The organism is Ruminococcus albus AD2013, from assembly GCF_000526775.1.
Taxonomy (GTDB): Bacteria; Bacillota; Clostridia; order Oscillospirales; family Ruminococcaceae; genus Hominimerdicola; species Hominimerdicola alba_A.
In genome coordinates this window covers 3020871-3033863 of sequence record NZ_JAGS01000001.1, presented here as the reverse complement: position 1 = coordinate 3033863, position 12993 = coordinate 3020871, and the positions used below count along the sequence as shown (strand labels likewise).

Here is a 12993-nt window from a genome sequence, read left to right as displayed (position 1 = left end):
ACGCGGTATAAATACGAGAGGAAGATCTCATGGAATACACTGACTTCACCTTTGAATCCCTCGGAGACGGTATTGAGATATGCATATCCGATGAACACCGTTTCGGTACGGACGCTTTTCTGCTGGCTGATTTTGCTCAGGCAAGACATAAGGATATATGCGCCGACTTCTGCACAGGCAGCGGCATAATCGCTCTTCTGCTTCACAAGAATTACAAGCCGAAGCTGACCTACGCACTGGAGATACAGGAGAAAGCCCACGAACAGCTGAAGATCTCACTGAAAAAGTCGGATATAGATGATATCGTCCCCGTACTGGGTGACCTTAAAGACTGGCGTGCGGACAAGCCCATCGACCTTATAACCTGCAATCCCCCCTACAAGATAAACAACACAGGCGAAAAGAACGACAGCGAAGCGGTATCCATCGCCCGTCATGAGATGCTTTGTACAGTTGAGGACGTTTGCAGAGCGGCAAAGAAAAATCTTCGCTACGGCGGCAGACTGTGTATATGCAACCGCCCCGAAAGGCTCTGTGATATCATGACCGCCATGCGATCCAATGGCATTGAACCAAAGCGACTGCGGACTGTACACAAAAATCCCGACTGTGCACCGTGGCTGATACTCGTTGAGGGGCGCATGGGAGGAAATAATTTTATACAAATTGAAAAGCCGCTTTATGTGCGTTCTGCCGACGGCGGGCTTTCAGCCGAGATGAACAGGATATATCACCTCGATGGTTCAAACTGATATTTAATAGGCGAAAAGGCACTTCTGTCGATGCTGACAGAAGTGCCTGAATTATTTATTCTCTTAATTAGCCCTTGTACTCGGTGCCGTAGTAGCAAGCCTTGTAGATCTCCTTCAGCTCTTCGATGAGAGGATATCTGGGGTTAGCGCCTGTGCACTGATCGTCGAATGCGTCCTCGGACATCTGATCCAGTGTTGCAAGGAAGTCTTCCTCGCTGATACCGTACTCAGCAATGGTCTTCTTGCAGCCTACGCGCTCTTTCAGCTCTTCTACCTTATCGCAGAGCATCTTGAAGCAAGCCTTGTCGTCCTTGCCGAACAGACCCAGCGAACGTGCAACATCAGCGTACTTTTCAAGAGTCTTGGGGTATTCATACTGCGAGAATGTGCCCATCTTGGTAGGAACAGGATTAGCATTGAACTTCATGACATTGGTTATTACCAGTGCGCAGCAGATGCCGTGAGGCAGGTGGTGATATGCACCAAGCTTGTGCGCAAGGGAATGTCCTATGCCAAGGAATGCGTTTGCAAATGCCATACCTGCCATGGTAGCAGCGTGTGCCATCTTCTCTCTTGCCTTGTATGCAGTCTGTCCGTTGTCAACGCACTCGGGCAGATTTTCAAATGTCATTTTCAGCGACTGGAGAGCGATACCGTCAGTGAAATCGGTAGCCATTACCGACGCCAGAGCCTCAAGGTTGTGTACCATGCAGTCCAGACCCGAAGCAGCGGTCAGACCCTTTGGTGCGCTCATCATCAGGTCGGTATCAACGATAGCCATGTTAGGCAGCAGAGCGTAGTCTGCCAGAGGATACTTGTGACCTGTCTTTTCATCAGTAATAACCGCGAAAGGTGTAACTTCGGAACCTGTACCGGAAGATGTAGGTATGCAGATGAAGTAAGCCTTTTCGCCCATTTTCGGGAAAGTGTATACTCTCTTGCGGATATCTATGAAACGCATAGCCATATCCATGAAGTCAGCCTCGGGGTGCTCGTAAAGTACCCACATGATCTTTGCAGCGTCCATAGCAGAACCGCCGCCGATAGCAATGATGGTATCAGGCTCGAAAGCACGGATAGCCTTTACGCCTTCAAGTGCGCAGCCCAGTGAAGGATCGGGAGCAACATCGAAGAATACATTGTGTGCGATACCCATCTGATCCAGCTTATCAGTGATAGGCTTGGTGTAGCCGTTCTTGTACAGGAACTGGTCGGTAACGATGAACGCCTTCTTCTTGCCCATTACGTTTTTCAGTTCATCAAGGGCAACAGGCAGACAACCCTTCTTGAAGTATACCTTTTCGGGTGCTCTGAACCACAGCATATTCTCTCTCCTCTCAACAACTGTCTTAACGTTAAGCAGGTGCTTTACACCAACGTTCTCGCTGACGGAGTTTCCGCCCCAGGAGCCGCAGCCCAGTGTCAGCGAAGGTGCAAAGTTGAAGTTGTAGAGGTCGCCTATACCGCCCAGTGAAGACGGTGTATTCACGATAAGACGGCTGGTATTCAGTCTGTCAGCGAATTTCAGCAGTTTCTCGCGCTCGTTTACGTTATCTATCCAAAGTACCGAGGTATGACCAAGTCCGCCATTGTTTTCAAGCAGGGTCTCAGCCTTATCGAGTGCATCATCGAAATCCTCAGCCTTGTACATACCGAGAACGGTAGTCAGTTTCTCATGACCGAAAGCTTCTTCGCGGTCGGTGCTGGTAGCTTCGCCTATCAGTACCTTTACGTCCTCAGGAACTTCAAAACCGCAGAGCTTAGCGATAGTAACAGGTCTCTGACCAACTATCTTTGCATTAAGGCTGCCGTTGATTATCATGGTATGCCTTACCTTATCAGCTTCCTCATTGTTAAGGAAATAACAGCCGCGTGCTTTCAGCTCAGCCTTTACTTCCTTGTATATTTTCTTATCAACGATAAGTGTCTGCTCGGTAGCGCATATCATACCATTATCGAAGGTCTTGGAGTGAATTATGGAGTTTACTGCAACCTTGATATCAGCAGAAGCATCGATTATAGCGGAAGCATTGCCCGCGCCAACGCCCAGTGCAGGTGTGCCTGAAGAATAAGCACTCTTTACCATTCCGGGACCGCCTGTTGCAAGTATCAGGTCGGAATCTCTCATTATCTGGTTGGTCATATCCAGTGAAGGAACATCTATCCAGCCGATGATATTCTCGGGTGCGCCAGCAGCCACAGCAGCATCAAGAACTATCTTGGCAGCTGCGATAGTGCAGTTCTTTGCACGGGGGTGAGGGCTGATGATGATACCGTTTCTGGTCTTCAGCGAGATAAGTGTCTTGAATATAGCGGTAGAAGTAGGGTTGGTAGTAGGTATTACCGCAGCGATAAGACCGATGGGTTCATAAAGCTTTGTAGTGCCGTAAGCTTCGTTAGTCTCGAACACACCGCAGGTCTGGACATTCTTATAAGCATTGTAAATATGCTCGGACGCATAGTTGTTCTTGATGACCTTGTCTTCAACTATACCCATGCCTGTTTCTTCAACAGCCATTTTAGCGAGGGGCAGACGTGCCTTGTTGGCAGCCAGTGCAGCAGCCTTGAATATCTTATCGACCTGTTCCTGAGTATAGGTCGCAAACACAGCCTGCGCAGCTCTGACTTCCTTTATCTTGGCAGATAGTGCTTCTACGCTGTCCACGAAAATCGGTTCGTTCTTTTTAGCAGTAGTTTTAGCCATTATAGTATCCTCCAAACATTATAAGGTTGAATCTTCACACCAAAACAGGTAATATCGGGTCATTACGACCCCGATCTCCTTTTATCATAATCCTATTATACCAGTTTGTTATTTTTTTGTCAATCACATATTTCACTATCTTTTTTAAACTTTTTTTTAACGTTCTGCAATTTGGGCATCCTTATTTTGCAGGGCTTCCGCCATTGCATCACTATTACGACTTTTTGCGTTATATACAGACTTTTCGCCGTTGTGCTTACCCGATATAGTATTACCATTCTTTACAGCTTTATGACTGCGCCCTCCCGCAGGAATGAGCAATTTCGGTATATTCACAGTTTTCCACCAATCGGCGCTTGTTTAGATTTCACAATTTTTTAAAAATTTGGTGACAATCCGAAAGATACGTGTTATAATAGTATCCGAAATTTGATTTTTGAAGGAGTATCATTATATGAAAATAAAGACAATTCCTTTCATTCTTGCCGCCGCTATGCTGACAGCTTCCTGCGGTAAGCAGACAAACAACGAACCGACGACCGAAACAGAAAAGAGTTCCGCTGTAAGCATCGAAGTACAGGACAACGTCAAGAGCTCTGAGGAAGATAATGCCCCCGCAGATGAAAACTCAGCTGCTGCAAATGCCACCGAAGAGAAGTCTGCCGATGAGAACAAGACGGGCAAAACCGTCGTTCATCTTGCCTGCGCAGGTGATAACCTTATCCACGATAATATCTACGTTGAAGCACAGCAGGAAGACGGAAGCTACGATTTTTCAAAGTGCTATGCCCCCTGCAAAAAGCTGATAGAGGGTACAGATATAGCCATACTCAATCAGGAGACCCTTGTAAACGATGCCTTTGAGCCTTCGACCTTCCCCATGTTCTCCACACCCACCGAGGTCGGTGATGCAGTGGTTGATTTCGGATTCAACGTCATATCCATGTCCAACAACCATGTGCTGGATAAGTTCTCCGACGGACTGATATCCTCACTTGATTACTGGGACAGCAAAGGTGTCGTGCATTACGGTGCTTACCGCGATGAAGCCGATTCCGAGAACATCAGGACGATGGAAGTCAATGGCGTAACATTTGCTTTTCTGGGCTATATGGAACACACCAACGGCATATTCCTTGGTGACGGCGACCCTGGAAAGGTGGTTTACCTCTCCGATGAAGAGACCGTCAGGCGGCAGATCGAAAAAGCTAACAAAATGGCAGATGTTGTTGTTGTGTCCTGCCACTACGGCACCGAAGTCATAAACGACCTGAACGATATGCAGCTGGAGCTTACTCCCAAGCTGGTCGAATGGGGTGCAGACCTTATCATAGGCACTCAAGCACACGCACTTTCGACCTGTACATATCTCGATAAGCCCGACGGCGGTCAGGATTTCTGCTACTACGGTCTGGGCAATTTCTTCTCCACCATGTTCGACGGAGACAATCCCGACGGTCAGTACGGCAGGTCCATAATCGGCATATTCGGCAAGCTGGACGTAGTAAAAGACTACGACAACGGCGGTAAAATATCGTTTGAAAACGTAAAAAGCCATCCCCGTTATTTCCCACTATGAGGGTGCAAACTGGGATTCGATGTGGTACAACTGTGCGGTGTACCCCTATGGCGATTACACTGACGATATGCTTTCCCGCCACATGATGTATCAGCAGGCAGGTGTAAACAGGAACGTTCTGCAGAACTACATAAACTATATTCCGGAAGAATTTCTTGCATACGAATAATTGTTACAGTGAACAGCGAAGTCCCCGACTAACCGCTGTTCGCTTTTTTTATTGATAACGAGGGCAGTTTTACCCTCATAAAAGCGCAAAGGCACTTCTGTCAGTATTCCAACAGAAGTGCCTTATTCTTGCTGCGTATTACCTCCGCAATACCGATATTAGTTTGCAAGACCGGACTTCTCGATACCTTCTACAAAGTATCTCTGCAGGAATACATACATTACCAGTATAGGGGTTATTGAAAGCAGACAGCCTGCTTCCAGCCAAACGATTATCTGACGAACAGATACCGACTGATTGTTGAACAGTGTCTTTGCAAGGGTGGTATTCAGGTTCTTCAGCATCAGTGCAACGGTGTCGTTGTTGGTGAAGAAAGAACTTGATACATAGTAGTCGTTCCAGTACCATACGATGGAGAACAGGAAAACTGTCAGGAATGACTGCCTTGCATTGGGTATCATTATCTTTACATAGGTGTAAAGAGGTGAACAGCCGTCCAGATAAGCTGCGTCTTCAAGTTCCTTGGGCAATCCTCTGAAGAACTGACGGAATATGAAGATGAACAGACCGGCTCTTATGCCGTTTGCGAACAATGCAGGCAGATACATCGTCCAGCCGCTGTTTATCAGTGAAGTTTTGCCAAGAGTCAACATCTTAGCAAGGAACTGAGGCTTGAAATGTGCGTACTGCATATACATGGGTATCGTTGTTATCTGGGGAGGAACGATTATCATCATTACAACCAAGCCGAACAGTATATTCTTGCCCTTGAACTTGAATCTTGCGAAACCATAGCCTGTTATCGAACAGGTTATTACCTGAAGAACAGAAGATACCAGGTTCAGGATGATGGTGTTTATCAGTGTCTTGTCGAACTTCATTACCTTCCAGGTATCCTTGATATTCTGCATGGTGAAGTTCTTGGGTATCCAGATGATAGAAGGATCGTTCATCTGTTCGTTGGGTCTGAATGCTGTTGAAAGCATAAATATCAGAGGATAGAGTATGACAAAGCACAGACCGAAGAGTATCAGAAATCTGAATACAGGCCAGACAGCGCCTATGGCTTTCTGCCTTTTGTTGTACTTTATCTGGTCGGGAGTAAGGAATTTTTCAAGACCTTCCGCCTTCATTCGCTTCTCACGAGCTTTAATAGCAGCCTTGCGTTCTTTTTCAAACTGCTTTTCTTCTTTTTTAGTTGCCACTTCTATCCCCCCTTTACTCAACTTCGTAGTAGATGACCTTGTTAAGGATAGCAACTATGATAGCCAGACAAACACCTATTATTGCGAAGTATGCCCACGCCATCGCAGCTGAATATCCGTGCTGCCAGTTGGTAGACTTGTTAAGAACTATGGTCATTACCTTATTGCCGGGGTCAACGAAGGAGTCAACTACTGTATAAACAACACTTGCGAGTATCATAGGGCTTATCGTGGGAAGAGTTATCTTCCAGAAGAATTCCCACGAAGTAGCACCCTCCATCTGAGCCGCTTCCTTGGAAGCAGGCGAGATGCCCTGAAGTGCCGCGAGTATCAGAAGTATCTGTATACCCGAGTTCCAAACCAGATTGAAGATATCTGTTGTCAGCGAATTTATGATATTTGAAAGTCTGTCGCTTATATTGTAGATACCCAGGAAGTTCAGGAGCTGATCTACAAGGTTAGCTTCAAACATCGTGCTGAACTGCTCGGAACCGCCAGAATAGCCGCCTGTGCTCATGTTGCCGTTGATGATATCCATAACAGGACCCGTAGCTATGATAACAGGCAGGAAGAATACTGCTCTTGCAAATGTTCTTCCCTTGAACTTCTGGTTCAGCACCAGTGCGATGAATATCGAGAAAATAATGATCAGAGGTGTTCTGAGCGCCGTATTCTTCAGCATATCCACCAGCGCGAGAGTATAATCCTGATCCTTACGGAAAGCATTGACATAGTTCTTCATGCCTATCCACTTCATCTCCATGCCGCCGACTTCTACCTTCGTTTCGTTGAAGGAGTAGATAAGCGACATGACGAGAGGTGCGATAAAGAAATATATCGTGCCCAGCGCCCAGAGACCTATGAAGCCGTAGCCGTAAAGTCCCTTTCTCTTTTCATACGAAAGTACGTGCTTTTTCTGCTTTTCGGGAGCTGTATTTTCGGAAGTCTGAACTGCTTTATTGTTTTCTTTGCTCATTATTTCAAACCTCCTTCGATACAGTTTTCTATATTGACGTTCTGACCGTCAACAGTCGCGGTAGCGTTCTTCTTGTCGATCTTTACCACAACATCACCCTGACCTTCCTTTGAATAGGTGGTCGTGAGAACATTTCCGTCGCCGCTTATCTCGTACTTGCTGATAGTGTAGTCAGAAACACCGCCGACAATGTTCTTTGCAGCCTTGTACTGTCTTGCTGCCGCTTCTGTCCAGCCCCTGTAATTAGTATAGTACAGGTCATTGTACTCGGTATCCTGGAGCACATCGCTGTCAGCATAGGTGAAATCATAGTGTATCTGAGAGCCCGAAGCGAGAGCCAGCATAAAGGTCTCATCTGTGTTGGAGCTCTTGTTGATAGCGCTTGAAGCGTAAGGCACATAACCGTGGATGACCATCTGATAGAACGGGATATCAAAGTCTGTGATATCATATCCGCTGGACGAAACAGGCACACCGGATACAGTGGAAACATAGGGCAGGATATAAGCGTTAGCCTCATCAGCCAGGATAGCGCCTATATTACTGTTTGCTTTCTTGTATTCATCAACAAGTACATTCATGGTCTTATCTCTGCAATATGTGTCCTTTCTGGTGTAATCTCCCACCAGTCTGGAAGACAGATAGCCAAAGCCGATCCTGTCGATACCTTCCTTCTGATAACTGCCAAGCATCTCTTCAAAGGTCTTTGAATACTTGCTTGGTGAAAGCAGTGCAGGAGCAACGCCTTTCTGTGCAACGCCGAACGACAGGCTGTAAGAGGTCTGTCTTGAATAAGCGTTGGATATTCTTATAGCAGTGCTTGTCAGCGTCCAGTAACCACCGGAAGATCTGTCCATTGTAAAGTTGTTCATGGACGGGTACACCTGAACATTGTCAGTGTTGATAAATTCAGTGAAATCACTTTTTCCGCCAAGTGTGCCCGAGGGCTTTGCCTTAGTGGAGATATTATCCTTTATAGCGGCATTTGTCCAGTCGTTGTAGTTTACATTGAAACTGTTGACACCCTTGCCTTTAAGCTCTTTAACTATCTCGCCCGCCTGGTCGAAGCCTGTTATCTCAGTTTTGAGATTGAAAGGCAGACCCAGTATGGAAGTTCTCTTCAGCACGCCGCCGTAGAGGTCCATATAAAGCTTGTTGCCGAGAGAAGACTGCCTTTTCAGACCCTTCTCATCTATAAGATAGTTTCTGTAAACCTCAGCGCAGTCAGCATAGTTTACAGTACCGCCGTCCTTGCTTGTAACGGGATAGTAGTGTATGCCGAAACGCTCGGTCTTGATATCTCCCTTTTCAAATACGTTCAGCTTGTTGGCGCTGTCGCCGCTCATAAAGAACGCATCGGAAGAACGTGTTTCAAACTCGAAGTAGCAGCTGTTGTATACCTGCTTGTTCTGACCGCTTACCTGAGCCCTTGCGTATACATTTGCATCACCGTCGGTAGCCACCGCAACAATGCCGTTGCTGCCGTTTACCGTGGAAAGCACGGGCAGATAAGCCTGTTCGGTAACTCTCGGTGCCTGCAGAGGAACCATGGTGTAGTCTCTGCCGTATACCTGCTGAATATAATCGGGATACGTTCCCTTGCCGTTATTGTAGTTGATAACAGCACCGCTGCCGTCGGGAATTATCATATAGCCTTCCGTAGGATTGCCGTTATAGTCCACAGCAGGAGCTGCTGCGAAGTAAGGACAAAGCTGGAGCTTGGTAAGTATCTTGCCGTCCACCTGAGAAGTGTTCGCTTCTTCTACCTCAGAAGAATTAACATAAACATACAGACTGTCCTCGCAAAGCTCGTAATGAACTTTCAGCGTAACGCCCTCGGAGTTGAATTTGTATTCGATAACAGCGCCCTTGTCATTGGTAGTCCACTTGGACTTTGCCTTATTTGAGTAGATAGGTGCAGCTGACTCTGTCCTCTTTTCCTGTCTCAGGTCACCGACCTTGATAGCGCAGCTTGATGCGATCTGCTTTCTCAGCGCTTTCTTCATCATGTTGCCCTTTTCAACATCAACTACCTGATCCTCGGAAAATACGTTTATAGGAGATGTCCACCAGTAAGCGCCGCTGCTCTTTACATAAAGACCGAGTCTTTCGTTCTTTTCGTCACCGTAGAGAATTAGATTGTCATTCTCACAGAGCTTTTGAGCCATAGATGCAGCCTGCTCATCGGAGATCTTTTCGGGGAGAGCATCCTCTGCTCCCGAAGTATCCTCATCAGCCGCTACAGTATCTTCCACCTCCGCAGTTTCCTCCACCGCGGCGGTATCCTCTTCAGCATCAGCCGAAGTAACGGCCATAGAACCCAGAGGCATCAGCATAGTAAGGCACAAACCAAAGACTATCGCTTTTTTATAACTTTTATTATGCATTTTAACACCACCGTTTCTAATTAGCCTCGGATCCTATACGCGATCTCAGTGTAGATCTGATAGATGAATACGTAAACCTGCTGGAACAGAGAGAGCAGAAGTATTGCCAGGAACAGTATCAGCAGCATAGCTGCTACTGTCAGCAGCATGGAAATGAGGGTCTTGCCGAAGGAATACTGATGGCAGGCTCTCATTGCCTGTATCATAAGCACTATTGACCAGCCTAATCCCAGATAGTACAGCGCCGCGATCCAGATGGCCTCTTCCTGTACCAGGAAGTTTGAGAGAAGTACTCGTATAAGTGTGCATACTATATAAGGTACCAAAGAGTAAGCGGAGTAGATACAGATCTTTCTGAAAGTACCCTCGCCCTCCAGCAGTGTGCATATCGACCAGTTGCCGATGCACCATGTAATGTAGTATACCACCGACTGAACTATCAGCGGAACGACATTGAAGATCTTTACGTAGTTGCCGTTGAACTGGAAGCCTGTCAGCTGTCTGTCGGCCACCATTGCAACGAAAAGGAAGAATACTATCACAGCGGATATCCTTATAGATCCCTGCTTCTTCCATCTGAGATCCTCAAAGCCTTCAACAGGGTGGAAGATACAGTGCTTTAACCAGCCCATGGGTGTAAATTCATACATGACTTATCTTCCCTCCTTTTGTTTTTTGAATAATTTTCCGAGCTTGCCCTTGACGATATAGATCTTTCTCTTGTGCAGCTTGGAAAGTACTATCAGCCATACTATCAGCACAACTAAAACTGTAACGATAATATTGAAGTTTTCCTCAATGAACTCGTTTCTTGCGTACTTGAATGCTCTGTCATAAGATTTCTGAGCATAAGCTGTCTCAAAATAATCCAGAGCCTTCTGGTACTCTCCCTCGTTCAGTGCTGCCTTGCCGAGACCCATATATGCCATAGGATAGCCACCGTCTCTTGCGAGAACGTTCTCCCAGATAGGCTTTGCCTCGGAATATCTGCCCTGATCGTAAAGTTCGATCGCCTCATGCATCAGAGATCCGAATGTGGTCTCGGAGTAGATGGTTATATCGTTCTTTGAGCCGTCAAGTACATAGATGTTATTGTTGTAAGCTTCTACCGCGTTGGGATTCGAGAAGCTTCCGCGCTGATCGTTGGTAGAGTTCTTTGTACCGAAGATACAAAGAAGTTCAGCATTTCTGTCGTACTGGAACACACGTCCTGTGGAGAAGTCCAGTACATTTATCAGACCGTTGTCGGATATGCATATATCCGTAAGTCTGGTGGAATAAGTCTGGTTCGCAGTAGCATCGTACTCCGAAGCCATATCACCGAAGATGTAGGTATCACCGGTAGAGTTGTTCCAGATATTGTAGCCTGCGGGGTTCAGCTTCTTTACAGCGTCCGTAGTAGCGTTAGCAGCTTCGGTAACGGTGTATATGAAACCGCCGTCATCAATATCGAAGTTAGCATACTCAACAGGTACATTTCTTGTCATACCGGATATCTGCTCGTTTGAAGCAAACTTTCTCCAGAGCTTCTGTGCGATAACGGCAGCCGTTACCTCAACTCTGTTGGCACCGAAGTATCCCTGGAACTTGCCTGACTTTGTGAACTGGACCGCACCCTGGTTAACAGAGGTACAAACCGCATATACGTTTTCAGCCTTATCTGCTACTACCTTTGAGGGGTTGAAAGTCTCAACGGTATAAAGATCGGTCTCGGGTCTTGTATATTCCTTCACAAGTTCGAGTTCTGTATTGGATTCTACCGAAGCCTTGACAATTCTTGAATTTTCATAGTCTGCAATGTATATGTAAAGCTTGCCGTCCAATACGCTTCTCTTTACATATACTCCCGAGGGAGCTTTGAAATTTTTGCCGTCGGAAGCGCCTGTATAAGCGCCTACCAGCTTCAGCTTTTCATCAAGTCTGAGGATACGGTTATTATCTGTATCTGCCACCCAGAACTGTTTCAGCTCGGGATCAAAGAACATATCCTTTGAATTTGCAAGCCTTGCGGAAGCCTTTTCACCGATGAACAGCGGATCTGCGGGATCCGAAAGCCTGTCTAGTCCCATATCAAATCCGGTAACGGTCTTATCGATACGGTAAGCATTCTGCGAAGGTATCGGGTCGCCCCAGAAATCGTATATATAGGACTTGTAGGGTTCTGCAGCGTAGGCATTCAGCGTCATCGACATTGCAGCGACGGCAGCCAGTCCTGCGCAGAGAATCTTTTTAAAAGAATTTTTTATTCTCAACACTACTTATCACCTTTTTCCTTTTCTAGTTCTCATGTCGGATACCTGTTAATCCTTCATACCGGAATTCGCCATGGTCTCCATTACGTTGCCCTGTGCAACCAGGAATACCGCCAGCGGAGGAATGAGAAGTACAACGCTCGAAGCGAAGGTAACGCCCTGACGGGCAAGACCTGCTGCGGAGATCTGCTGTACAACAGTAGGTAGTGTTTTGAGTTCTTCCGAATATATCAGAGCGCCGCCCTGCATATTCCATGCGCCCTGGAATGCGAAAATTATCAGGGTCATCAGTGCGGGCTTTGAGTTGGGAACGACGATCTGCCAGCATATCCTGAACAGACTTGCGCCGTCCACCTTTGCAGCTTCGACCATCGCATCGTGTATCGTGGACATTGACTGTCTCATCAGGTACAGACCGATGGATGTGGAGATACTTGGGAGTATCAGTGCCAAATAGCTATCGATAATTCCCAACTTAGACATTACCATGAACTGCATGATCCATGTTGCGTTTGAAGCAAACAGCAGTGCAAGTACGATGACCTGGTTGATGAACTTATCACCGGGAAAACGGCACTTTGAAAGCACGAATGCCGCACAGCAGCAAACAAACAGGTTCGCACCGCAGATAACGATGGTTATGAAGAAGCTGTTGAAGATATATCTGGAAAGCGGCACCTGCCATGAGTTAGCCGCAACTCTGAACATATCCGAGAAGTTCCTTCCCGTGGGATTTATGACGTAAAGCTTCGGCGGGAACACGAACAGTTCCTCAACGGGCTTTAACGACTGTATCACCGAGTAGTACAGCGGGAATACCATGAATGCACCCAGAAGCACCAAAAATATGAATATGCAGACATCGCCCGCTCTTGAGCCGTTGATAGACTTTTTCTTATCTGAAACTTTGAGCGTCTCGATAGACTGCTTCTTTTTCTTTCTTCCAGCCATTTGGAATATTCCCCCCTT

General features: G+C 46.6%; 11 protein-coding genes. 3 read left to right on the top strand and 8 right to left on the bottom strand.

What is annotated here, in order from left to right; translation table 11 throughout:
• The first annotated feature begins 29 nt into the window (after positions 1 to 29).
• Positions 30 to 752 carry a tRNA1(Val) (adenine(37)-N6)-methyltransferase gene (locus N773_RS0113545; protein WP_024858285.1) on the top strand — a complete coding sequence of 241 codons (723 nt, stop codon included), beginning with the start codon at positions 30 to 32 and terminating at the stop codon, positions 750 to 752.
• Between the two features lie 67 nt (positions 753 to 819).
• Here N773_RS0113545 and adhE read toward each other — a convergent pair whose 3' ends face one another.
• Both adhE and N773_RS0113535 read right to left on the bottom strand, forming a co-directional pair.
• The gene (gene adhE, locus N773_RS0113540) at positions 820 to 3456 is read right to left on the bottom strand and encodes a bifunctional acetaldehyde-CoA/alcohol dehydrogenase (protein WP_024858284.1); all 2637 of its coding nucleotides are present in this window, start codon (positions 3454 to 3456) and stop codon (positions 820 to 822) included.
• A gap of 156 nt (positions 3457 to 3612) precedes the next feature.
• Positions 3613 to 3792 (bottom strand): hypothetical protein, encoded by a 180-nt coding sequence (locus N773_RS0113535; protein ID WP_024858283.1) that lies wholly within the window; start codon positions 3790 to 3792, stop codon positions 3613 to 3615.
• Positions 3793 to 3910: 118 nt separating this feature from the next.
• On the opposite strand from N773_RS0113535, the gene N773_RS20280 reads away from it, so the two are divergent.
• Together N773_RS20280 and N773_RS22955 are read left to right on the top strand one after the other, a co-directional pair.
• Positions 3911 to 5035, top strand: coding sequence for a CapA family protein (locus tag N773_RS20280; RefSeq protein ID WP_242840392.1), 1125 nt, complete (start codon positions 3911 to 3913; stop codon positions 5033 to 5035).
• Positions 5036 to 5054: 19 nt separating this feature from the next.
• The gene (locus N773_RS22955) at positions 5055 to 5204 is read left to right on the top strand and encodes a hypothetical protein (RefSeq protein ID WP_242840391.1); all 150 of its coding nucleotides are present in this window, start codon (positions 5055 to 5057) and stop codon (positions 5202 to 5204) included.
• 158 nt (positions 5205 to 5362) lie between these two features.
• On the opposite strand, the gene N773_RS0113525 is transcribed toward N773_RS22955, so the two are convergent.
• From N773_RS0113525 to N773_RS0113500, 6 genes are read right to left on the bottom strand one after another with little or no spacing between them, the layout of a single operon-like run.
• Positions 5363 to 6409, bottom strand: coding sequence for a carbohydrate ABC transporter permease (locus N773_RS0113525; RefSeq protein ID WP_024858282.1), 1047 nt, complete (start codon positions 6407 to 6409; stop codon positions 5363 to 5365).
• Between the two features lie 13 nt (positions 6410 to 6422).
• Positions 6423 to 7385: a carbohydrate ABC transporter permease gene (locus N773_RS20275; protein WP_037288416.1), complete on the bottom strand. Its 963-nt coding sequence runs from the start codon at positions 7383 to 7385 to the stop codon at positions 6423 to 6425.
• A complete protein-coding gene (locus N773_RS0113515) occupies positions 7385 to 9772 on the bottom strand; it encodes a DUF5696 domain-containing protein (protein ID WP_024858281.1) in 2388 nt (795 codons plus the stop codon). Before N773_RS0113515 ends, N773_RS20275 begins: the two co-directional genes overlap by 1 nt.
• A 20-nt stretch (positions 9773 to 9792) precedes the next feature.
• Positions 9793 to 10422: a Yip1 family protein gene (locus N773_RS0113510; protein WP_024858280.1), complete on the bottom strand. Its 630-nt coding sequence runs from the start codon at positions 10420 to 10422 to the stop codon at positions 9793 to 9795.
• A gap of 3 nt (positions 10423 to 10425) precedes the next feature.
• Entirely contained in the window at positions 10426 to 12024 is a 1599-nt protein-coding gene (locus tag N773_RS0113505) for a tetratricopeptide repeat protein (RefSeq protein WP_024858279.1), read from the bottom strand.
• A 48-nt stretch (positions 12025 to 12072) separates the two neighbouring features.
• The gene (locus N773_RS0113500; protein ID WP_024858278.1) at positions 12073 to 12975 is read right to left on the bottom strand and encodes a carbohydrate ABC transporter permease; all 903 of its coding nucleotides are present in this window, start codon (positions 12973 to 12975) and stop codon (positions 12073 to 12075) included.
• Between the last annotated feature and the right edge of the window lie 18 nt (positions 12976 to 12993).